The following is a 20,365-nucleotide window of genomic DNA, read 5'->3' on the forward strand; positions in this document are numbered from 1 at the left end:
AAATTTTGCGCAAACGTTGTTCCATATATATACTTATAGTATAATATTTTTATATTCACCAAAAGGAGGATTTTTTATGATAAAACAATCATTACCGAAAGTAGCTTATTTTTGCATGGAATACGGATTAGCTTCTAATTTCAAAATATATGCAGGTGGCTTAGGTATATTAGCTGGAGATCACATAAAAGGTTCCAAAGATATGGATTTACCTTTAGTCGCTATAGGTATTAAATGGAAACAAGGATATACAGATCAAAGAATTGATACAGGTGGAAAACCATATGATTCCTATCATAATTACGACTACCCTTTTTTAGAAGATACAAAGGTAAAAGTAACTGTTATGATAAGGGAAATTCCTGTTATCTGTAAAGTTTGGTTAGTTGATTGTTTTGGAAATGCCCCACTTTATCTACTAGATACAGATATCCCAGAAAATGATGATGCTTGGATCACTGGCCAGCTTTATGGTTGGTTTGGAGAAGAAAGAATAGCACAAGAAATAGTTCTAGGTATCGGTGGTGTAAAAGCTTTAAGAGTCTTAAATATTGACGTTGATGTATATCATTTTAATGAAGGTCATGCCGTTCTTGCGGCTACTGAATTAATTAAAGAAAAAATGGATAAACAAATAGATTTTGATGAAGCTTTAAAATTAACAAGAGATGAAGTAGTTTTTACAACTCATACCCCAATAGTACAAGGTAATGAATCACATCCTTTATCTAGATTAGAATATATGGGTGCTTTCAACGGTTTAACTAAAAAGCAAATGCTTGATTTAGGTGGTTCTCCCTTCAATATGACCTTAGCTGCCTTAAATTTATCTAGAAAAGCTAATGCAGTAGCTCAGCTTCATGGTGAAACTGCTAATATAATGTGGAAAGATGTTGAAAACAAATCAGAGATTTTAGCCATCACAAATGCTATACACAAAAAAACTTGGGTAGATGAAAGAATTACAAATGCTTTTGAAAAAAATGAAGATCTTTGGAATACTCATATGATAATAAAAAAAGAATTAATTGAATTTGTTAAAGAAAGAAATAATGTTACTTTAGATGCTAATAAACTTTTAATAGGATTTTCAAGAAGAGCCGCTCCTTATAAAAGAAGTGATTTAATCTTTAGAAAAGAAGAAATAATAGATCCATTACTTTCAAGTGGAAAAATTCAAATAATTTTTTCTGGTAAAGCACATCCCCTAGATGATACTGGAAAAGAAATAGTAGCTACTTTAGTAAGAATGAGTAAGAAATATCCTAATAGTGTTGTATTTTTAGAAAATTATGATATGACTATCGGTAAAATGCTCACTAGAGGCTCTGATATATGGCTTAATAACCCAATACGCCCTATGGAGGCTAGTGGTACCTCTGGTATGAAAGCAGCTATGAATGGAGTGCTTAATTGCTCTACTTTAGATGGTTGGTGGCCTGAAGCTTGCTTAGATGATATTAATGGATGGCAATTTGGTGATGCCTTCACTGAAAAAGATGTGCCTGATATAGACCAACATGATGGTGATGCTCTTTATCAAACTCTTATTTATAGAGTTATACCAACTTACTATGAAAACAAAGATAAATGGGTAGCAATGATGCATAAAAGTATAGAAACTACTAAAGATCAATTTGCAGTAGAAAGAATGCTAACAGAATATTTCGAAAAACTATATATAAAAGCATAAATATCTATTAGAGAATATCTATCTTTCTCTATCGCGACTCATAGTATCAAAATCTTTTAAAAAAAGAAAGCCACATACCACATAGGCTTTCTTCTTTTTATTATAAACTATTCAAATAGTTTTCTTGTCCTATTTCATATAAATTATTTCCTTTGCTGTCAATAACCACTACAGCCGGAAAATCTTTTACTTCCAGCTTTCTTATAGCTTCTGAACCTAATTCTTCATAAGCTACAATCTCTGAATTTACAATAGATTTTGCTATAAGAGCCGCTGCTCCCCCTATAGCTCCTAAGTAAACCGCTTTATTTCTTTTTATAGCATCGATAACTTCTTTATTTCTCATACCCTTACCTATCATTACTTTTAAACCAATATCCATTAACTGCGGTGCATAAGGGTCCATTCTATAGCTAGTAGTTGGTCCTGCTGATCCTATTACCATTCCTGGTTTTGATGGACTTGGTCCCACATAATAAATCACTCCATTTGTTATATCAAATGGTAGTTCTTCATTTTTGTTTAATAATTCTATTAATTTTTTATGAGCCGCATCTCTAGCTGTAAATATTGTTCCTGAAATTAAAACTTTATCTCCAGCCTTTAATTCCTTTATTTCTTCCCCATTAATAGGGGTAGTAATTTTTATATCCATTTTTATTACACCCTTTTCTTTCTAAAATATCACCGATTATAAATAAACTGAATGGTACAAATCACTAAAGCTTTATCACAAATATTATAAAGTCCTAGTAACGTGTCTAGTAACATGGCAATTAATATTAACTGCTACCGGAAGTCCTGCAATATGGGTTGGCATTACTTCAATATTTACACCAAGAGCAGTAGTTTTACCGCCAAAGCCTTGAGGTCCAATTCCTAATTTATTTATTTCTTCTAGCAATTCTTTCTCCATAGCTTCATAATACTTATCTTCATTGCTTTCACTAATATTCCTTAACAATGCTTTTTTTGAAAGATAAGCTGCTTTATCAAATGTTCCACCTATTCCAACGCCTACAACAATTGGAGGGCAAGGATTAGGCCCCGCTAATTTAACTGTTTCAATTATAAAATCCTTAACACCTTTTTCTCCATCAGCTGGCTTTAACATTTTTATTCTACTCATATTTTCTGAACCAAATCCCTTTGGTGCCACAGTTATTTTTATTTTATCTCCCTCCACAATATTATAATAAATCATAGCCGGTGTATTATCTCCCGTATTAATTCTGGATAAAGGATCTTTTACTACAGACTTTCTTAAATATCCTTCTGCATACCCCATTCTTACCCCATTATTTATAGCATCCTCTAATTTAATACCTTCAATAAAAACTTCCTGACCTATATCTATAAAAATACAAGCCATACCCGTATCTTGACAAATAGGCATTTTTTCTTTTCTTGCAATTTCAGAATTCGTTAAAATATCCGATAGAATATCTTTCCCAATATCCCAAGTCTCTTCGTCATATGCTTTTTGCAAACCATGTGTAATATCATCACATAAAAAATAGTTTGCTTCAATACACATTTCTTTTATGTTTTCGCTAATTATTGTTGCATTAATTTTTCTCATAAGCTGCCCCTCTCATCCTTATTTCTTATAGTTTAATTTAAACTATTTATATATAAATTGCAATAGGCACAATCTCTATTAAAGGACAATTTGTTTGGTTTTTTAAATTTGTAAAATCCATTATGCTTGCATTATTAGTATAACTTTTTACAAAATCTAAAAAGTAATCATCATCTATATAATCAAAACATGTGCCACTAAGTAAATTTACTTTCTCAGAATTATTATCTTCAATGACTCTAATGACTTTTCCTAAAATTGTAACTTTTGAGTCATGAAGATAATCTAGACTATCCTCCATATATTTTGAATCAATAGGAATAATAGCCTTATATTTACCTCCAAATAAATATGGAGTAATGTATTTTTGGCATCTTGAATTATTGTATTCCTCTACATTTTCTTTAAGCATATCCAAAAGATTCTTTTTGTTATTAAAATCTTTTTCACTATTACAATCTATCCTAAAAGTTAACTGTAGTTGTAATATTTTTATTATCTCTTTTATTCTCTCCATATATGGGTTATGAAATAATTCCGTACTTACTTCAATAAAATCGTACTCTTTAATACTTTTTATACTTTCATCTTTCTCAATAAAACTAAGAATATTATTTTCCCCTAAAATATTCTTAAGCTTTAATAAAGTCATTACAATTATAGAAACTCTTTCCTCTGTCTTTTCCTTTGAATATTCATCTAGATATTGAAAAGAAAAATCTCCCTGACAATAACTATCAGATATAACATTAGATAAAGGGGTATTAGCTTTTATAATAACTTGTTTTTTAGTATTAAGTTTTTGAACCTTTGCATATTTTTCTATTACCACAGTAAACAAATTATTTATCATATTTTTATTCAAATAAAGAGGAATAATAGCATTATTATCACTCATTGAATCACCTTTCTTCTATTACTTTATAATATAATATATTAATTTAAATAGTTTTTGAACACAAACAAAAAATTGCAACTTAAGTATCGTTGCAATTTTTCACTATATTTCCCGAGAAATATGTCATAATTATTACTCATATAAGTCGAACTGCCAATGTTCTTCAATAAACTGTTCCACTGTTGAATCTAGATCATTGGTTTCTATATCCTGTATTTCCCTTATTTTATCTTCCCTATTTTTTAATTTTACTATTTGGAAGAATTCATCAACAGACTCACCTATAGATAAAGCTATCTTATCTTGATATTCATTTTGTAATAATTTTCTTTCTTCTTCTTCATTAGATAAAAATCCACACTCAACAATTACAGATGGAATCTCATTGTGACATCTTAAAATTTTATAAGCCCCTTTAGAATTCTTTTCCTTTCTATTATTTGTTTTATCTAAATCTTCTATTAAATTATTTTGTATCAAATGTGCTAATTCTGATGCTTCTTTAGGTTGATCCGAATACCATACTTGGGCCCCAGAGTACTTACTATCCGTAAACATATTTAAGTGAATACTAATATAAATATCGCATTCTGATTCTTTCTTTAATCTACACCTATTATCTAAATCTTCAATTTTCTTATCTCTGATTTTACCTTTATCAGAATATAATCCATAATCATCATCTCTAGTTAGAAGTATTATATACCCTTTTTTTTCTAAAATTTCTTTCAATTTAAATGCTATTTTTAAATTAAGATCTTTTTCTAATGTTCCTTTTTTAGAAACTGCTCCACCATCAACGCCTCCATGTCCTGGATCAATTAAAATTATTTTTTCATCTAAAGAATCATCTATTCCTGGCAAATTACTTAAGGGATCTGCATTACAAATATAATTTATACTAAGCTGTAATAAAACTACTATAATTAAAATAACAATGCTTTTATTCCGTTTATTATAAAGGTACATAAAATAACCCTCCTTATTTCTATAAAAATAGTTTGCACTATATTTTTATATTTAGTAGATTATTTATTATCATTTTATAATAGTATTTCCAATAATAGATTATATTAAAAAATCACTCAAATAAAAATATTTGAGTGATTTTATTTAACGTCTTTTTAAAACTGATTGTGCAATATTAACTGAATGATCTCCGATTCTTTCGAAATTACTTATCATATCTAAGAAAATTGCTCCTGAATTTGCAGAACAAATTCCTTTGTTTAATCTCTTTATATGTTTTGTTCTTAATTCCTTTTCTAAAGAATCTATTCTTTCCTCAACAGAAAGTACTCTAGTGGCTTTATCAACATCTCCATCTCTAAAAGATTCTATACTTGTATCTAAAGCTTGTAATGTGTAATTAAACATATCTTCTAATTCATTATTGGCATCTGAAGATACTTCTAACTTAGCATTCATTTTTTCAGATGCAAGTTCCACTAAGTTCTTGCAGTGATCTCCAACTCTTTCTATATCATTTACTATATTAAACATTGAGATTACTTTTTCATGATCCTCTTCAGTAATTTCAGCATTTGAGAGTTTAACTAAAAAGTCTGTAATATCATGCTCTAATAAATTAATTAACTTTTCATTTTCAAAAACTTCTTTTACTATTTTTTGTTCTTCATTTCTAAAAGCTCTCATAGACAATGTAAGATTCTCTTTAGCTAATTCAGCCATTCTAATTATTTCTTGAATAGCTTGATTTAATCCTATTGCAGGAGTTTCAGCTAATCTACTATCTATAAACTTAGTTCCAAATTCTTTTATTTCATCTTCACCTGGTATGATTTTATTAACTAAAGCCACAAGATATTTTATAAATGGAACAAGTACTATTGTATTTGCAATATTAAATATTGTGTGAGCATTAGCTATTTGTCTAGTTACATCTGTTGGATCTAATTTTAAAACTATTCCTGTTAATATTGATATAAAAGGCAAGAATATTATAGTTCCGATAATATTAAAGAAAAGATGTATCAATGCTGCTTTTCTTGCTGTTTTATTTGTTCCTATACTTGAAATTAATGCTGTAACACAAGTACCTATGTTATTACCAAATAATATTGGGATTGCAACTTGTATAGGAAGTGCACCAGTACCAGCTAAAGCAACTAATATACCTGTTGAAGCAGATGAGCTTTGTATAACTGCAGTCATTACTAAGCCAACCAAAACTCCAAGAAATGTATGCCCATTAAGTGCTGTTATAGTATCCACAAAAACTTTTGAATCTCTTAAAGGAGTCATTGCATCTTTCATAAGATCCATACCTAAAAATAGAATACCAAATCCAAGTATTATGGTTCCAGTAACTTTATAATTTTTCTTTTTAGTAAACAAAACCATCATTGCACCTATTCCAACCAAAATAGGAATAAGAACATCAAGCTTTAAAGAAACAATTTGTGCTGTTATTGTAGTACCTATATTAGCACCCATAATAACAGAAGCCGCTTGAGTAAGATTCATAAGCCCTGCATTAACAAAACCTACTATCATTACTGTGGTTGCACTACTACTTTGGATAATCGCTGTTACCAATGCACCAGTAGCTACACCTTTGATAGGATTAGATGTGATTTTCTCAAAAAATCTTTTTAAAGTATCACCAGTAACGTTTTCTAATCCATCTCCCATCATTTTCATTCCATAAAGGAATAAACCTAATCCACCAAACAAACCTATAAAAATACTATACATAATTATATACCTCCAAATATTAGTCCCACGTAAATAATACATGAAAAAACACGTTTTGTTAAGCTTTTTTAACAATTTTCTTTTAGCTACAAGCATTTTTAACATTCATTTAACATAACGTTCTGTTGAATATTTTTTTTTGTTTAATATTGTTATTTTATGATAATTTAGTATAAATTAAATAAACACAAAAAAATAAAAAGAGAGATAAAATATCCCTCTTTTATATTTATGTGATAAAAATTATCTCTTAGAGAATTGAGAAGCTTTTCTAGCCTTCTTAAGACCTGGTTTCTTTCTTTCAACCATTCTACTATCTCTAGTTAAGTATCCTGCTTTTTTAAGTTCTGGTCTTAAACTTTCATCTGCTACTAATAAAGCTCTAGCAACACCATGTCTAATAGCTCCTGCTTGACCTGTGAATCCTCCACCAAATACATTTACTAAAACATCAAATCTATCTTTTGTTCCAGTAAGTACAAGTGGTTGATTAACTATAACTCTTAGAGTTTCTAATCCAAAGTATTCTTCGCTGCTTCTTTTATTTATAATAACTTTACCGTCTCCAGGTACAAGTCTTACTCTAGCAACTGATGTTTTTCTTCTTCCTGTTCCAAAGTATTGAACCTTTGCCATGTTATGTCCTCCTTTCACCTATAAATTAGTATCTTAATTCTAAAACTTCTGGGTTCTGTGCATCATTGTTGTGCTCAGCGCCACTATATACTTTTAATTTCTTAAGCATTTGTCTTCCTAATTTACCGTCTGGAAGCATTCTTCTAACAGCTTCTTGGAAAATGAACTCAGGCTTTTTCTCTAAAGCCTTTCTGTAAGTCATTTCTTTAAGTCCACCTGGGAATTGAGAGTGATGTCTTAACATTTTTTGATCTAATTTCTTACCTGTTAATGCCACTTTCTCAGCATTTACGATTATTACATAATCTCCACAATCAACATGTGGTGTGTATGTAGGTTTATGTTTACCTCTTAAAATTGTTGCAACTTGGCTTGCAGCTCTACCTAATGGCTTTTCAGCTACATCTATTACGAACCATTGTCTTTCTACTTCACTTGGTTTTGCAATATAAGATTTCATCGGTTTACCTCCTTATACATTTATTATACTAAGTGCTTCTTATATGAAGATCATTCTTGATCAAAGAAAAATCTTAGCTCAAACATACATAATTATAATACAACGAGCCGGGTGTGTCAACACATTTATTAAAATAATTTTTATTTTAATAAAATACTTTTTCTAAACACAATCCTGATGATGGTGCCGTTTTACTAGCACATTTTCTATCCTTAGCTAATAAAATATCTTTTATTCTATCTGGCTTAATTCTTTCTCTACCAACATCTATTAATGTTCCTACCATTATTCTAACCATATTATATAAAAAGCCATCTCCATATACGTAAATAATCACGTTATCCTCCTGTTTAAGTATATCTAATTGATATATATTTTTAACAGTTTTCACAACATGACTTCCTTTATTTCTGAAAGAGGAAAAATCATGCTCTCCCAAAAAATATTTTGAAGCTTCTTTCATTAATTCAATGTTCAATGGATATTTATAGTGGTAAGCATAAGCTCTATTTAATGCAACTTTTTCTTGCCTATTATTAATTGTATAAGAATATATTTTGCCTTTGCTACTATATCTTGAATGAAAATCTGGCTCTACTTGTTCAGAACTTAGAATAGCTATATCACCTGGAAGATGATTATTTATCACATGCATCATTTTCTTCGCTGGAATAGTGGAATTAGTACTGAAGTTAGCAATGTACTCTTTAGCATGAACACCAGTATCTGTTCTACTGACACCTATTAAATTTACATCCTCATTTACTACTTTTCCTATAGCCTTTTCTAAAGTAAGTTGTACAGTATTTGCATTTATTTGTCTTTGCCAACCTGCATAATTAGTTCCATCATATTCTATCTTCAATTTTATATTCTTAATCAATGTAATTAACTCCCTATAATTCTAATTAAAACTTCTACTCCATATGGATAAGAAAACTAAACACAATGTACAAATCATAGCTATATAATCTCTACTATGTAGTTTTAGTATTTTCATTCTTGTCCTTCCTTCTCCACCTTTATAACAACGCGCTTCCATAGCTGTTGCTAATTCGTCAGCTCTTCTGAAAGAGCTAATAAATAATGGCACTAATAAAGGAATTAAGTTTTTTGCTCTTTTAACTAAATTACCAGACTCAAAATCTGCGCCTCTAGCCATTTGTGCTTTCATTATTTTATCTGTTTCATCCATTAAGGTTGGAATAAATCTCAAAGCTATTGTCATCATCATTGCCAATTCATGTGCTGGCAATCCTATTTTTTTAAATGGGTTAAGTAATTTTTCAATTCCATCTGTCAATTCTATAGGAGATGTAGTAAGCGTTAATAATGAAGTTCCTATAATCAAAAATACTAATCTAAGTACCATAAATCCTGCCAAAACAAGACCTTCCTTATATACCTTTAAAAACTTCCAAGCAAATAAAGGGTCAGACTCTCCCCTTGTCATAAATACATTTAATAAGCCAGTTATCATTAGTAAAATAAAAATTGGCTTTAATCCTTTATAAATATATTTAAATGGAACTTTTGATATTGAAATAGATATACCTATAAATAAAATTATAAATATATACCCTTTAAAATTATTTAGTATAAATAAATCAATAATAAAAATTGTAGATATCAAAATTTTAAATCTAGGATCTAATTTGTGTATAATTGAATCTCCAGGAACATATTGACCAATAGTTATATCTTTAATCATTTTTGGCTCCTTTTAAAATCTGTAAAATTTGTTCTTGTGCTTCTTCAATTGTAAATATATCTTCAGAGATATTAAATCCTTTTTTTCTTAAAGCTCTAACTAAATATGTAACTTGTGGTACCGCTAACCCTACTCTTTCCAATGTATCAATTTCTCTAAATACCCTAGGCGGAATATTATCTAATATGCATTTACCATTTTCCATTACAATTATACGACTAGCCACTTTAGCTACATCTTCCATACTATGCGAAACTAAAATTACAGTCATATTATACTCAGTTTTTAATTTTTTAATTTGAGCTAAAATTTCATCTCTTCCTTTTGGATCTAATCCAGCAGTAGGTTCATCTAAAATTAATACTTTAGGTTCCATAGCAACAACCCCTGCTATAGCAACTCTTCTTTTTTGTCCACCACTTAGGTCAAAAGGTGATACATCTTTATAAGTATTATAATCAAGCCCTACAAATTCCATAGCTTTTTTTACTTTTTTATCTATGTCATCATTTGTTAATCCTAAGTTTTTAGGACCAAAAGCAATGTCTTTTTCAATAGTTTCTTCAAATAATTGATACTCTGGATATTGAAAAACTAATCCTACTTTCTTTCTTATCTCATTTAATTTAAATTTAGGCACTGTTATATCAACACCATCCACAATTATTTTACCTGAAGAAGGTTTCAATAATCCATTAATGTGCTGAATAAGGGTTGATTTTCCTGATCCTGTATGCCCAATTAAGGCTATAAATTCCCCATCTTCTAATCTTAATGAAACATCATCAAGTGCCTTCTTTTCAAACGGCGTCCCTGGCATATAAACATATGATAAATTTTCTATTTCAATTGACATAAAGCATCCACCATCTCACTTATTGTTAATATATCTGAAGTTATATTTAATCCACTTTGTTGAAGCTTAAAAGCTAACTCTGTAACTTGAGGTACATCTAATCCTATATTTTTCATCATAGACACATTACTGAATATTTCTCTAGGATTACCTTCCTTAACAATACTGCCATTATCCATAACAATTATTCTATCGGCCTCTACAGCTTCTTCCATGTAATGCGTTATTAATATTATAGTTATTCCATATTTTTCATTTAACTCTTTTATTGTATTTAAAACTTCATTTCTTCCAGATGGATCAAGCATTGCAGTTGGTTCATCTAAAATAATACATTCTGGTTTCATAGCCAAAATACCTGCTATAGCAACTCTTTGTTTTTGTCCTCCAGAAAGTAAATGAGGCGCATGTCTTCTGTACTCACTCATATTAACTGTTTTTAAAGCTTCTTCAACTCTATTGTTTATCTCTTTTGATTCAATTCCAAGATTTTCAGGTCCAAAAGCAACATCTTCTTCAACAATAGTTGCAACTATTTGATTATCAGGATTCTGAAAAACCATTCCTGCCTTATTTCTTATCTTCCATAGGTTATCAAAATCTTTGGTATTCATACCATCAACTAATACATCCCCTTCAGAAGGTAATACTAATGCATTCATATGCTTAGCAATTGTTGATTTTCCTGAACCATTATGCCCCAAAATCACTAGGAATTCACCTTTTTTAACATTAAGGTTTACTCCATTGACAGCTAGCTTTGTCTCATTATTTTCTTTTTCATAACCAAAAAAAACATTTGAACATTCTATCATATAATGAGCCATACTCACTTCTCCTTAAAGTAAAAATTTAAAAATTAAAGGGACTAAGCAATAAGTAATTAATCCCTATGATCCTACTAATTAAACTAATTCCAAAATAGCTACTTCTGCTCCGTCGCCTCTTCTTGGCCCTTTTCTGATAATTCTAGTGTATCCACCATTTCTATCAGCATATTTAGGTGCAGTAGTTTCGAACAATTGTTCAACTACTTCCTTTTCTAGAACAAATGCAAGCACTTGTCTTCTAGAATGAAGATCTCCTTTTTTAGCAAGAGTAATCATTTTTTCAGCTATACGCTTAGTTTCTTTTGCTCTTGTAACGGTAGTTTCGATTTTTCCTGTTTTCAAGAAACTAGTTACTAAACTTCTTAACATAGCTCTTCTTTGATCAGTTGGAAGTCCTAACTTACGTTGTTTTGCCATTATTATCCTCCTTTACTCATCGGATTTCTTTAAACCTAATAATAATGCAGCTAGTTTTTCTTGAACTTCTTCAAGTGACTTTCTTCCTAGATTTCTAACCTTCATCATATCATCCATAGTTCTTTCAGTTAACTCTTGAACAGTATTAATTCCAGCTCTTTTTAAACAGTTATAACTTCTAACTGATAAATCTAGTTCTTCTATAGTCATTTCTAAAACTTTTTCTTTTTGGTCCTCTTCTTTTTCAATCATGATTTCCATATCATCCGCATTATCTGTTAATGTCATAAACAGTTTAAAGTGTTCGATTAATATTTTAGCAGACAAACTAATTGTCTCTTCTGGCATCATTGTACCATTTGTCCAAACCTCTAAAGTTAATTTATCATAGTCAGTAATCTGACCAACTCTAGTATTTTCTACTGAGAAATTAACTCTTTTTACAGGAGTATATATTGAATCAACAGGTATAGTACCAATAGGTAAGTCTTCTCTTTTATTTTTGCTTTGAGTAACATACCCACGGCCTCTACCAACGTTTATTTCCATATATAATCTACCATCTTCGTCTAATGTTGCAATATGTAAATCTTTGTTTACAATTTCAACACTTCCGTCAGTGGTAATATCTGCTGCAGTTACCTCACATGGTCCCTGAGCATCAATGTAAACTGTACTTGGGCCTTCATCATTAAGCTTCATTGATAAGCTTTTGATATTAAGAATAATTTGTGATACATCTTCCTTAACACCTTTTACAGTTGAAAACTCATGCAAAACACCATCTACCTTAATAGAATTAGCAGCTGCTCCTGGTAAAGACGATAGTAGAATTCTTCTTAAGGCATTACCTAAAGTAGTTCCGTATCCTCTTTCCAATGGATCAATTACAAATTTTCCGTAAATGCCATCATCAGAAGCTTCTATCAATTCAATTTTAGGTTTTTCTATCTCTAACATATGAACCCTCCCTTGTAGAATAATGTACTAAGGGCAACTTTTTCTATCCTTCTTACCTTATTATTTACTATATAACTCGACGATTAATGTTTCATTAACTGGTACATCTATATCGCTTCTTTGAGGTTCTGCTACAACAGTACCTTGGAAATTAGCAACATCCCCTTGCAACCAACTTGGTTGAGCTTTTGGGTTTTCTGCAAATACTTTAAACTTCTCACCTGATCTGCTTTTTTCTCTAACAGAAATTACATCATTAACACTTACTTGGTAAGATGGAATATCAACTTTCTTTCCATTTACTAAGAAATGTCCATGAGTTACTAATTGTCTAGCTTCAGTTCTAGAAGCTCCAAAACCTAATCTATATACTACATTATCTAATCTCATTTCAAGTAATCTAAGAAGATTTTCCCCTGTAACACCTTTCATGTGATCAGCTTTTTCATAATATTTTCTAAATTGCTTTTCAAGAATTCCATAAACTCTTCTAGCTTTTTGTTTTTCTCTTAATTGGATTCCGTAGTTAGAAAGTTTCTTTCTACTTTGTCCGTGTTCACCTGGTGCATAGCTTCTTTTACTAAATGCACACTTATCTGTATAACATCTATCTCCTTTTAGAAATAGTTTCATACCTTCTCTTCTGCACAATCTACACACTGGTCCAGTATATCTAGCCATTTAAAGTAACACCTCCTATATATTAATACTAAACTCTTCTTCTCTTTGGTGGTCTACATCCGTTGTGTGGAATAGGAGTAACATCTTTAATCATTGTTATCTCTAATCCCGCTGCTTGTAAAGATCTTATAGCAGCTTCTCTTCCAGCACCAGGGCCTTTTACATAAACATCAACGCTTTGTAATCCATGTTCCATTGCTGCTTGTGCTGCTGTTTCAGCCGCCATTTGAGCTGCATAAGGTGTACTTTTTCTTGAACCTTTAAATCCAAGTGCACCTGCACTAGACCAAGATAAAGCATTTCCCATGCTGTCAGTCAAAGTTACCATTGAGTTATTAAAAGTTGATCTAATGTGAGCACAACCGTGTTCAACATTTTTTCTTTCTTTTCTTCTTCTTCCACGTTTAACTTTTTTAGCCTTAGCCATTCAATCTTCCCTCCTTTTTTATTTCTTCTTCTTACTAGAAACCATTTTTTTAGGGCCTTTTCTAGTTCTAGCATTAGTTTTAGTTTTTTGTCCTCTAACAGGAAGACCTCTTCTATGTCTAATTCCTCTATAACTTCCGATCTCAACTAATCTCTTTATATCTAAAGCGATTTTTCTTCTCAAATCACCCTCAACAGTAAAGCTCTTACCAATTTGATCTCTTAAAGCATTAACTTCTTCTTCAGTTAAATCCTTAACTCTTGTGTCAGGATTAACTCCAGTTGCTTCTAAAATCTCTTGGGATCTTGGTAAGCCTATGCCGTAAATATAAGTTAAACCTACTTCTACTCTTTTGTTCTTTGGTAGGTCTACTCCAGCTATTCTCGCCATAAAACAGCGCACCTCCTATTTTTATTTGTGCATTCTCAGCAGCCGCATAATTTCATATAATATCACTTTATAAAGTCATATTGTGAAATATCTAAAATTTCGATAGTTCTATCCTTGTTTTTGTTTGTGTTTAGGATTTTCACAAATTACCATTACTTTACCTTTTCTTTTGATAACTTTACATTTCTCGCAGATAGGTTTCACTGATGGTCTCACTTTCATTATAAACCCTCCTAACTATTTAGCTCTCCAAGTAATTCTACCTCTACTTAGATCATATGGAGAAAGTTCTAATGTTACTTTATCGCCAGGTAGAATTCTAATAAAATTCATTCTCAACTTTCCAGAAACGTGTGCTAATATTTTTTGACCGCTCTCTAATTGAACTTGAAACATTGCATTTGGTAAAGCCTCTAGGACTACACCTTGCATTTCTATTACATCATCTTTTGACATAAGGGATTAAACCTCCTTATTTACGTCTCTATTTTCTAAAAACTTTCTAACAGTTGCATTATTAACATATTCTTCATTTAGAAGTTTTCCTCTTATTTCATAAGAACACTCTTCTAAAATCGATAAATGCTTAAGTTTCTTCTTTTTAGGGTTCTCTATCTTTCTTAAATCACCATCAGCTATATTCACAAAATTATGATCTATAACATTAATGATTAGAAAGAAACGCCCAGAATCTCTTCCTGCTTTAGAGTACACCACTCTACCAATATAATCTTCTTTATTCAAACTTTTCACCTCTAAAAACTAGAGCTAGATATAGAATATTTCAAGGAATTCTAATACATATTCTTATTCCTTAACTACTATATAAAATCTTATTTTTTTACTTGAAATTGTGCCAAATGTTTTGAAACATCTTCAAAGACTTCTTCAATAGATTTAGTACCATCTAAGGTAAATAATTTATCAACTTTATCATAGTAATCAATTAATGGTTGAGTAGATTTTTCGTAAACATCTATTCTTTCTTTTACAGTAGTTTCTTTATCATCATCTCTTTGAATGATTTCTGATCCACAAACATCACATATTCCAGCAACTTTTGGAGGATTAAATCCAATGTGGTAGCTTGAGCCGCAATTAAGACATACTCTTCTTCCCGTCATTCTTTCCAAAATAAATTCTGGAGGAACACCGATCAACAATACACTGTCTATATCCTCTTCTCTGTTTTTCAAAAAATCATCAAGACATTCAGCTTGAAATACTGTTCTTGGAAATCCATCCAAGAGAAATCCAGATTTACAATCATCCCTTGAAAGTCTATCTTTTGTAATATCAATTGTAACTTCATCAGGCACTAAAAGTCCCTTATCTATAAACTTTTTAGCTTCAACTCCAAGAGGGGTTTCCTCTGAAATGTTTTTTCTAAAGATATCTCCAGTTGATATGTGAGGTATTGAAAACCCTTTCGATATCAATTTTGCTTGTGTTCCTTTTCCAGCACCTGGAGGACCCAGTAAAACAATTTTCATTTAATCATCTCCATTTAGTATTAGCTTTATTTTAGAAATCCTTTGTAATGTCTCATTACAAGTTGTGATTCTAGAGTTCTCATAAAATCTAAGGCAACTCCTACTTCAATCAATAAAGCCGTTCCACCAAATGCAATGTTCTTAAATTGAGTGAAATTCTTAACTCCCATAGGTGTAAGAGCAATAAATGCTGCAAATATACCTCCTAGAATCGCCACTTTAAATAATACTTTTTGAATATAAATAGCTGTTGGTTCACCCGGTCTAATACCTGGTATAAATCCTGCAGATTTATGTATGTTTTCAGCCATCTCGTCTGGTTTAAAAGTAACTTCAGTATAAAACCAAGTAAAGAATATAACTAAAATAGCATACACAATAGCATATCTTAAAGTATCTGGTGCGAATGGACTAAATACACTTGTACTTACCCACGTTGCAAAAGCCGAATTAGGTATAAATACACTAATTGTTGCTGGAAATTGCATAACTGACATACCAAAAATAATTGCTATAATTCCTGAAGAATTCATATTTATTGGAATATGTGTAGATTGACCTCCATACATTTTTCCATTTGAACCTTTTGCAGCATATTGAACTGGTATTCTTCTTTCTGATAGTGTAGCCATAATTACTATAATAAATACAAGCAATGAAAATGCTCCTAGTAAAACAACTTCAACTAAGTTAACTGTATCTGTATCAACTAATGATTTAATTTGAATTATTGTCTGTGGAAGTCTAGAAATAATATTTACAAATATTATCAAAGATATTCCATTCCCTATTCCTCTTACTGTAATTTGATCACCAAGCCATATAAGGAATATTGATGAAGTTGTTAATGTAAGAATTATCAAAAACACTTGCATACTTGTTGCACCTGGAAGTGCTCCTGCTTGAACTACCAAATTATATGTACCAAATGATTGTAGAATTGCTATTGCAACTGCTGCATATCTAGTATATTTTTGAATCTTCTTTCTACCTTCTTCTCCCTCTTTAGAAAGTTGTTCTAATGGAGGTATTGCTATTGTTAGCAATGAAAATATGATAGAAGCATTGATGTAAGGAACTACACCCATTGCAAATATACTAAAACTACTTAAAGCACCACCAGACATCAAATCGTAAAAACTAAATAATGTTCCTTCTTGTGCTAAATTAGTTAAAGCTGCAGCATCCACACCAGGTACAGGAATATGATTTCCTAACCTGATGACAGCTACCATTAAAACTGTAAATATAATTCTATTTCTTAGCTCAGGTACTTTCCATGCATTACGTAAGGTTGACATCATTTTAAATCACCTCTACTTTTCCTCCAGTAGCCTCTATCTTTTCTACGGCACCTTTTGTGAATTTAGTAGCTTTAATAGTAAGTTTTCTTTCTAACTCACCATTTCCTAAAATTTTAACGCCATCTTTAATCTTGCTTATTACGCCATGTTGTTTCAATAACTCTGGAGTAACTGTAGTACCATCTTCAAATATGTTTAATCTATTAACATTTACTTCTACATAATCTTTAGCGAAAATATTCGTAAATCCTCTTTTAGGTAATCTTCTATATAGAGGCATTTGACCACCTTCAAATCCTGGTCTTACGCCACCGCCTGATCTAGAATTTTGTCCGTCCTGACCTCTAGCTGCAGTTTTACCCCAACCAGAACCAGTACCTCTTCCAACTCTTTTTTTGCTTTTTTTAGAACCTAAAGCAGGTTTTAAATCATGAAGTTTCAAGTCTAGCACCTCCTCTTATTGTACTTCTTCTATCTCTAGAAGATAAATGACTTTGTTCATCATACCTCTTATTTGAGGAGTATCTTCGTGAATAACTGTTTTGCCGATTTTATTCAAACCAAGAGCTTCCACAGTAGCTCTATGATCTTTTTTTCTACCGATAACACTCTTCACTTGAGTAATCTTAAGCTTAGCCAATGTGATCCCCTCCTAACCTAATATTTCTTCTACTGTTTTACCTCTTAAACTAGCAATCTGCTCTGCAGTTCTTAGTTTACTTAAACCATCGATAGTTGCGCTAACCATGTTTTTAGGGTTATTAGATCCTAATGATTTCGCTCTAACATCCTTCAATCCTGCTAATTCAAGTACCGCTCTTACTGGTCCACCAGCAATAACTCCTGTACCTTCTACAGCTGGCATTAATAATACATTACCTCTTCCAAATTCACCATAGATTCTGTGTGGGATAGTATTATCAACTATTGCAACTTCTACTAGATGTTTCTTAGCATCTTCAATTCCTTTTCTAATTGCTTCAGGTATCTCAGTTGCTTTTCCTAATCCTACTCCAACGTGTCCGTTTTCGTCCCCAACTACTACTAAAGCTGTGAATCTAAAGTTTCTTCCGCCTTTAACAACTTTAGCAACTCTATTTATGAATACAACTTTTTCTTTTAAATTAAGGGAATTAGGGTCTATTCTCATAGCATTTCCTCCTTTACCTAGAATTGTAAACCAGCTTCTCTAGCGCCTTCAGCAAGTTCTTTTATTCTTCCGTGATATATAAATCCGCCTCTGTCAAAAACAACTTCTGTAATACCATTTTTTAAAGCTTTTTCAGCTACCATAGTACCAACTAATTTAGCTGCTTCTTTATTGTTTCCAACTTTACCTTGGAAATCTTTATCTAATGAAGAAGCTGATACTAAAGTAACTCCGTTTATATCATCAATTATTTGAGCATATATGTTTCTTTCACTTCTGTAAACTGCAAGTCTTGGTCTTGAAGTAGTACCAGATAATTTTTTACGTACTCTTTTGTGACGTCTAACTCTCGCTTTATTGCGATCAGGTTTACTAAACAATTCACTCACTCCTTTCAGTGTTTAAAATTATTTCTTACCTGTTTTACCTTCTTTACGTCTAACAACTTCTCCAGCGTATCTAATTCCTTTACCTTTATATGGTTCAGGTTTTCTCCATACTCTGATGTTAGCCGCAGCTGATCCAACTTGTTCTTTATCAATTCCTTTTACAATAATTTTTGTATTTTCAGGAACTTCATATTGTATTCCGTCTTCAGCTATCATTTCAACAGGATGTGAATATCCAAGGCTTAATACTAATTTTGATCCTTGTAATTGCGCTCTGTAACCTACTCCAACTAATTCCAAAGTTTTTTGGAATCCTTGAGAAACACCAACAACCATGTTATTTAACAATGCTCTTGTTAAACCATGTAATGCTCTATGTGTAGCTATATCAGAAGGTCTAGCAACAACAACTTGATTATTTTCTATAGATATTTGCATATCTTTATGCATATCTTTTACTAATTCACCTTTTGGGCCTTTAACTGTAACAACGTTATCTGGTGTTACGTCAACAGTTACTCCTACAGGTATATCTATTGGAAGTCTACCAATTCTTGACATCCTCGCACCTCCTATTCGTCTTAATTACCATACGTAACAAATAACTTCTCCACCTAATCCAGCGTTTCTTGCATCTCTATCAGTAACAATACCTTTAGATGTAGAAACCATAGCAATTCCTAATCCGTTTAATACTTGTGGTACGTCATCTTTTTTGCAATAAACTCTTAAGCCAGGTTTTGAAATTCTTTTAAGACCTGTAATAGTTCTTTCACTTGCATTTATATATTTTAGGCCTATTCTTAACATTTTAACTGGGCCATCTTCGTATTCTTCTAAACCTTTTATATATCCTTCTTTTAACAATATATCTGCGATAGCTCTCTTCACATTTGAAGAAGGTACTTCAACTATATCATGTCTAACAACATTTGCATTTCTGATACGAGTCAGCATATCTGCGATAGGGTCTGTCATAACCATTTTTGTGCCTCCTTTCAGTATCTAATATTACCAGCTTGCTTTTTTACAACCAGGGATTTGTCCCTTGTAAGCTAATTCTCTAAAACATATACGGCATATTCCATATTTTCTAAGTACAGAATGAGGTCTTCCACAAATTCTACATCTTGTGTAAGCTCTTGTTTGGTACTTAGGAGTTTTACTCCATTTTTCTAACATCGCTTTACGTGCCAAGTTTTTCCCTCCTTATTATTGAGCAAATGGCATCCCAAGATATCTTAGTAACTCTCTAGCTTCTTCATCTGTTTTAGCAGTAGTTACAAATATGATATCCATACCTCTTACTTTGTCAATTTTATCATATTCAATTTCTGGGAATATAAGTTGTTCTTTAACTCCTAGAGCGTAGTTTCCTCTTCCATCAAATGCTTTTGCCGAAACTCCTCTGAAGTCTCTAACTCTTGGAAGAGCTATGCTCATTAATTTATCAGCAAACTCATACATTTTTGCTTTTCTAAGAGTTACTTTTAACCCTATTGGCATATTTTCTCTGATTTTGAAGTTAGCAACAGATTTTTTTGATCTAGTAACTATTGGCTTTTGACCAGCAATAATTTCCATATCTTTCATTGCAATTTCCATTACTTTTGAATTATCTTTTGCTTCACCTAAACCTATATTAAGTACAATTTTCTCAAGTTTAGGTACTTCCATTATGTTTTTATAACCGAACTTTTCCATTAAAGCAGGTACTATCTCATCATTGTACTTGTTTTGAAGTCTTGGAATCATTGGGCATCCTCCTTT

General features: G+C 31.3%; 30 protein-coding genes. 1 reads left to right on the forward strand and 29 read right to left on the reverse strand.

Going from position 1 to position 20,365, the window contains the following annotated elements:
* Nucleotides 1–76: 76 nt before the first annotated feature.
* Entirely contained in the window at nucleotides 77–1,693 is a 1,617-nt protein-coding gene (gene glgP / locus BUB83_RS07295; RefSeq protein ID WP_073337785.1) for an alpha-glucan family phosphorylase, read from the forward strand.
* Nucleotides 1,694–1,793: 100 nt separating this feature from the next.
* Here glgP and BUB83_RS07300 read toward each other — a convergent pair whose 3' ends face one another.
* The 29 genes from BUB83_RS07300 to rplE form a co-directional block, all read right to left on the reverse strand.
* Nucleotides 1,794–2,348, reverse strand: coding sequence for a Fe-S-containing hydro-lyase (locus tag BUB83_RS07300; RefSeq protein WP_073337786.1), 555 nt, complete (start codon nucleotides 2,346–2,348; stop codon nucleotides 1,794–1,796).
* An 84-nt stretch (nucleotides 2,349–2,432) separates the two neighbouring features.
* On the reverse strand, nucleotides 2,433–3,275 hold the full coding sequence (locus BUB83_RS07305; RefSeq protein ID WP_073337787.1) for a fumarate hydratase: 843 nt from the start codon (nucleotides 3,273–3,275) through the stop codon (nucleotides 2,433–2,435).
* Nucleotides 3,276–3,321: 46 nt separating this feature from the next.
* On the reverse strand, nucleotides 3,322–4,173 hold the full coding sequence (locus BUB83_RS07310; RefSeq protein WP_073337788.1) for a DUF6414 family protein: 852 nt from the start codon (nucleotides 4,171–4,173) through the stop codon (nucleotides 3,322–3,324).
* A gap of 132 nt (nucleotides 4,174–4,305) precedes the next feature.
* The gene (gene cwlD, locus BUB83_RS07315) at nucleotides 4,306–5,142 is read right to left on the reverse strand and encodes an N-acetylmuramoyl-L-alanine amidase CwlD (protein WP_073337789.1); all 837 of its coding nucleotides are present in this window, start codon (nucleotides 5,140–5,142) and stop codon (nucleotides 4,306–4,308) included.
* Between the two features lie 144 nt (nucleotides 5,143–5,286).
* Nucleotides 5,287–6,891 carry a Na/Pi cotransporter family protein gene (locus tag BUB83_RS07320; RefSeq protein WP_073337790.1) on the reverse strand — a complete coding sequence of 535 codons (1,605 nt, stop codon included), beginning with the start codon at nucleotides 6,889–6,891 and terminating at the stop codon, nucleotides 5,287–5,289.
* Nucleotides 6,892–7,134: 243 nt separating this feature from the next.
* Nucleotides 7,135–7,527: a 30S ribosomal protein S9 gene (gene rpsI / locus BUB83_RS07325; protein WP_073337791.1), complete on the reverse strand. Its 393-nt coding sequence runs from the start codon at nucleotides 7,525–7,527 to the stop codon at nucleotides 7,135–7,137.
* A gap of 25 nt (nucleotides 7,528–7,552) precedes the next feature.
* Nucleotides 7,553–7,987, reverse strand: a complete 435-nt coding sequence (gene rplM / locus BUB83_RS07330) for a 50S ribosomal protein L13 (RefSeq protein ID WP_073337792.1) — start codon at nucleotides 7,985–7,987, stop codon at nucleotides 7,553–7,555.
* A 145-nt stretch (nucleotides 7,988–8,132) separates the two neighbouring features.
* Complete coding sequence (gene truA, locus BUB83_RS07335) at nucleotides 8,133–8,867, reverse strand: tRNA pseudouridine(38-40) synthase TruA (protein ID WP_073337841.1); 735 nt, start codon at nucleotides 8,865–8,867, stop codon at nucleotides 8,133–8,135.
* 24 nt (nucleotides 8,868–8,891) lie between these two features.
* Complete coding sequence (locus tag BUB83_RS07340) at nucleotides 8,892–9,698, reverse strand: energy-coupling factor transporter transmembrane component T family protein (RefSeq protein WP_073337793.1); 807 nt, start codon at nucleotides 9,696–9,698, stop codon at nucleotides 8,892–8,894.
* The gene (locus BUB83_RS07345) at nucleotides 9,691–10,554 is read right to left on the reverse strand and encodes an energy-coupling factor transporter ATPase (RefSeq protein ID WP_073337794.1); all 864 of its coding nucleotides are present in this window, start codon (nucleotides 10,552–10,554) and stop codon (nucleotides 9,691–9,693) included. The genes BUB83_RS07340 and BUB83_RS07345 overlap by 8 nt, the downstream gene beginning before the upstream one ends.
* A complete protein-coding gene (locus BUB83_RS07350) occupies nucleotides 10,539–11,381 on the reverse strand; it encodes an energy-coupling factor transporter ATPase (protein WP_073337795.1) in 843 nt (280 codons plus the stop codon). Before BUB83_RS07350 ends, BUB83_RS07345 begins: the two co-directional genes overlap by 16 nt.
* Nucleotides 11,382–11,459: 78 nt before the next feature.
* Nucleotides 11,460–11,801 carry a 50S ribosomal protein L17 gene (gene rplQ / locus BUB83_RS07355; protein WP_073337796.1) on the reverse strand — a complete coding sequence of 114 codons (342 nt, stop codon included), beginning with the start codon at nucleotides 11,799–11,801 and terminating at the stop codon, nucleotides 11,460–11,462.
* A 12-nt stretch (nucleotides 11,802–11,813) separates the two neighbouring features.
* Complete coding sequence (locus tag BUB83_RS07360) at nucleotides 11,814–12,761, reverse strand: DNA-directed RNA polymerase subunit alpha (RefSeq protein WP_073337797.1); 948 nt, start codon at nucleotides 12,759–12,761, stop codon at nucleotides 11,814–11,816.
* Nucleotides 12,762–12,821: 60 nt separating this feature from the next.
* Nucleotides 12,822–13,442: a 30S ribosomal protein S4 gene (gene rpsD / locus BUB83_RS07365; RefSeq protein WP_073337798.1), complete on the reverse strand. Its 621-nt coding sequence runs from the start codon at nucleotides 13,440–13,442 to the stop codon at nucleotides 12,822–12,824.
* A 28-nt stretch (nucleotides 13,443–13,470) separates the two neighbouring features.
* A complete protein-coding gene (rpsK, locus tag BUB83_RS07370; protein WP_073337799.1) occupies nucleotides 13,471–13,869 on the reverse strand; it encodes a 30S ribosomal protein S11 in 399 nt (132 codons plus the stop codon).
* A gap of 18 nt (nucleotides 13,870–13,887) precedes the next feature.
* Nucleotides 13,888–14,259, reverse strand: a complete 372-nt coding sequence (gene rpsM, locus BUB83_RS07375; RefSeq protein ID WP_073337800.1) for a 30S ribosomal protein S13 — start codon at nucleotides 14,257–14,259, stop codon at nucleotides 13,888–13,890.
* Nucleotides 14,260–14,367: 108 nt separating this feature from the next.
* Nucleotides 14,368–14,481, reverse strand: a complete 114-nt coding sequence (rpmJ, locus tag BUB83_RS07380; RefSeq protein ID WP_002509257.1) for a 50S ribosomal protein L36 — start codon at nucleotides 14,479–14,481, stop codon at nucleotides 14,368–14,370.
* A gap of 15 nt (nucleotides 14,482–14,496) precedes the next feature.
* On the reverse strand, nucleotides 14,497–14,715 hold the full coding sequence (gene infA / locus BUB83_RS07385) for a translation initiation factor IF-1 (protein ID WP_073337801.1): 219 nt from the start codon (nucleotides 14,713–14,715) through the stop codon (nucleotides 14,497–14,499).
* A gap of 6 nt (nucleotides 14,716–14,721) precedes the next feature.
* A complete protein-coding gene (locus BUB83_RS07390; RefSeq protein ID WP_073337802.1) occupies nucleotides 14,722–15,003 on the reverse strand; it encodes a KOW domain-containing RNA-binding protein in 282 nt (93 codons plus the stop codon).
* Between the two features lie 89 nt (nucleotides 15,004–15,092).
* Nucleotides 15,093–15,752, reverse strand: a complete 660-nt coding sequence (locus BUB83_RS07395; RefSeq protein ID WP_073337803.1) for an adenylate kinase — start codon at nucleotides 15,750–15,752, stop codon at nucleotides 15,093–15,095.
* A 26-nt stretch (nucleotides 15,753–15,778) separates the two neighbouring features.
* Entirely contained in the window at nucleotides 15,779–17,056 is a 1,278-nt protein-coding gene (gene secY / locus BUB83_RS07400) for a preprotein translocase subunit SecY (protein ID WP_073337804.1), read from the reverse strand.
* Between the two features lies 1 nt (nucleotide 17,057).
* A complete protein-coding gene (gene rplO, locus BUB83_RS07405; protein WP_073337805.1) occupies nucleotides 17,058–17,498 on the reverse strand; it encodes a 50S ribosomal protein L15 in 441 nt (146 codons plus the stop codon).
* Nucleotides 17,499–17,513: 15 nt separating this feature from the next.
* Nucleotides 17,514–17,696 carry a 50S ribosomal protein L30 gene (gene rpmD / locus BUB83_RS07410; protein ID WP_073337806.1) on the reverse strand — a complete coding sequence of 61 codons (183 nt, stop codon included), beginning with the start codon at nucleotides 17,694–17,696 and terminating at the stop codon, nucleotides 17,514–17,516.
* 12 nt (nucleotides 17,697–17,708) lie between these two features.
* Nucleotides 17,709–18,206 carry a 30S ribosomal protein S5 gene (gene rpsE, locus BUB83_RS07415; protein ID WP_073337807.1) on the reverse strand — a complete coding sequence of 166 codons (498 nt, stop codon included), beginning with the start codon at nucleotides 18,204–18,206 and terminating at the stop codon, nucleotides 17,709–17,711.
* 17 nt (nucleotides 18,207–18,223) lie between these two features.
* Nucleotides 18,224–18,586 (reverse strand): 50S ribosomal protein L18, encoded by a 363-nt coding sequence (gene rplR, locus BUB83_RS07420; RefSeq protein WP_073337808.1) that lies wholly within the window; start codon nucleotides 18,584–18,586, stop codon nucleotides 18,224–18,226.
* A gap of 27 nt (nucleotides 18,587–18,613) precedes the next feature.
* Complete coding sequence (gene rplF / locus BUB83_RS07425) at nucleotides 18,614–19,156, reverse strand: 50S ribosomal protein L6 (RefSeq protein WP_073337809.1); 543 nt, start codon at nucleotides 19,154–19,156, stop codon at nucleotides 18,614–18,616.
* Nucleotides 19,157–19,180: 24 nt separating this feature from the next.
* On the reverse strand, nucleotides 19,181–19,579 hold the full coding sequence (rpsH, locus tag BUB83_RS07430) for a 30S ribosomal protein S8 (RefSeq protein WP_073337810.1): 399 nt from the start codon (nucleotides 19,577–19,579) through the stop codon (nucleotides 19,181–19,183).
* Nucleotides 19,580–19,606: 27 nt separating this feature from the next.
* Complete coding sequence (locus BUB83_RS07435; RefSeq protein WP_073337811.1) at nucleotides 19,607–19,792, reverse strand: type Z 30S ribosomal protein S14; 186 nt, start codon at nucleotides 19,790–19,792, stop codon at nucleotides 19,607–19,609.
* A gap of 15 nt (nucleotides 19,793–19,807) precedes the next feature.
* Complete coding sequence (rplE, locus tag BUB83_RS07440; RefSeq protein WP_073337812.1) at nucleotides 19,808–20,350, reverse strand: 50S ribosomal protein L5; 543 nt, start codon at nucleotides 20,348–20,350, stop codon at nucleotides 19,808–19,810.
* Between the last annotated feature and the right edge of the window lie 15 nt (nucleotides 20,351–20,365).

The organism is Clostridium grantii DSM 8605 (assembly GCF_900129965.1).
GTDB lineage: Bacteria > Bacillota > Clostridia > Clostridiales > Clostridiaceae > Clostridium_AF > Clostridium_AF grantii.

Excerpts from the sequence above, each read along its gene's own strand:
- rplF (WP_073337809.1), bottom strand. The coding sequence starts at position 19,156 with ATGTCAAGAATTGGTAGACTTCCAATAGATATACCTGTAGGAGTAACT.
- secY (WP_073337804.1), bottom strand. The coding sequence starts at position 17,056 with ATGATGTCAACCTTACGTAATGCATGGAAAGTACCTGAGCTAAGAAAT.
- BUB83_RS07350 (WP_073337795.1), bottom strand. The coding sequence starts at position 11,381 with ATGGCTCATTATATGATAGAATGTTCAAATGTTTTTTTTGGTTATGAA.
- rplE (WP_073337812.1), bottom strand. The coding sequence starts at position 20,350 with ATGATTCCAAGACTTCAAAACAAGTACAATGATGAGATAGTACCTGCT.
- BUB83_RS07320 (WP_073337790.1), bottom strand. The coding sequence starts at position 6,891 with ATGTATAGTATTTTTATAGGTTTGTTTGGTGGATTAGGTTTATTCCTT.
- BUB83_RS07340 (WP_073337793.1), bottom strand. The coding sequence starts at position 9,698 with ATGATTAAAGATATAACTATTGGTCAATATGTTCCTGGAGATTCAATT.
- rpsD (WP_073337798.1), bottom strand. The coding sequence starts at position 13,442 with ATGGCTAGATATACTGGACCAGTGTGTAGATTGTGCAGAAGAGAAGGT.
- rpmJ (WP_002509257.1), bottom strand. The coding sequence starts at position 14,481 with ATGAAAGTGAGACCATCAGTGAAACCTATCTGCGAGAAATGTAAAGTT.
- glgP (WP_073337785.1), top strand. The coding sequence starts at position 77 with ATGATAAAACAATCATTACCGAAAGTAGCTTATTTTTGCATGGAATAC.
- rpsK (WP_073337799.1), bottom strand. The coding sequence starts at position 13,869 with ATGGCTAAGGCTAAAAAAGTTAAACGTGGAAGAAGAAGAAAAGAAAGA.
- rpsH (WP_073337810.1), bottom strand. The coding sequence starts at position 19,579 with ATGGTTATGACAGACCCTATCGCAGATATGCTGACTCGTATCAGAAAT.
- BUB83_RS07395 (WP_073337803.1), bottom strand. The coding sequence starts at position 15,752 with ATGAAAATTGTTTTACTGGGTCCTCCAGGTGCTGGAAAAGGAACACAA.
- rpsI (WP_073337791.1), bottom strand. The coding sequence starts at position 7,527 with ATGGCAAAGGTTCAATACTTTGGAACAGGAAGAAGAAAAACATCAGTT.
- infA (WP_073337801.1), bottom strand. The coding sequence starts at position 14,715 with ATGTCAAAAGATGATGTAATAGAAATGCAAGGTGTAGTCCTAGAGGCT.
- cwlD (WP_073337789.1), bottom strand. The coding sequence starts at position 5,142 with ATGTACCTTTATAATAAACGGAATAAAAGCATTGTTATTTTAATTATA.
- BUB83_RS07345 (WP_073337794.1), bottom strand. The coding sequence starts at position 10,554 with ATGTCAATTGAAATAGAAAATTTATCATATGTTTATATGCCAGGGACG.
- BUB83_RS07300 (WP_073337786.1), bottom strand. The coding sequence starts at position 2,348 with ATGGATATAAAAATTACTACCCCTATTAATGGGGAAGAAATAAAGGAA.
- BUB83_RS07360 (WP_073337797.1), bottom strand. The coding sequence starts at position 12,761 with ATGTTAGAGATAGAAAAACCTAAAATTGAATTGATAGAAGCTTCTGAT.
- rplQ (WP_073337796.1), bottom strand. The coding sequence starts at position 11,801 with ATGGCAAAACAACGTAAGTTAGGACTTCCAACTGATCAAAGAAGAGCT.
- rplM (WP_073337792.1), bottom strand. The coding sequence starts at position 7,987 with ATGAAATCTTATATTGCAAAACCAAGTGAAGTAGAAAGACAATGGTTC.
- rpsE (WP_073337807.1), bottom strand. The coding sequence starts at position 18,206 with ATGAGAATAGACCCTAATTCCCTTAATTTAAAAGAAAAAGTTGTATTC.
- BUB83_RS07310 (WP_073337788.1), bottom strand. The coding sequence starts at position 4,173 with ATGAGTGATAATAATGCTATTATTCCTCTTTATTTGAATAAAAATATG.
- BUB83_RS07305 (WP_073337787.1), bottom strand. The coding sequence starts at position 3,275 with ATGAGAAAAATTAATGCAACAATAATTAGCGAAAACATAAAAGAAATG.
- rpsM (WP_073337800.1), bottom strand. The coding sequence starts at position 14,259 with ATGGCGAGAATAGCTGGAGTAGACCTACCAAAGAACAAAAGAGTAGAA.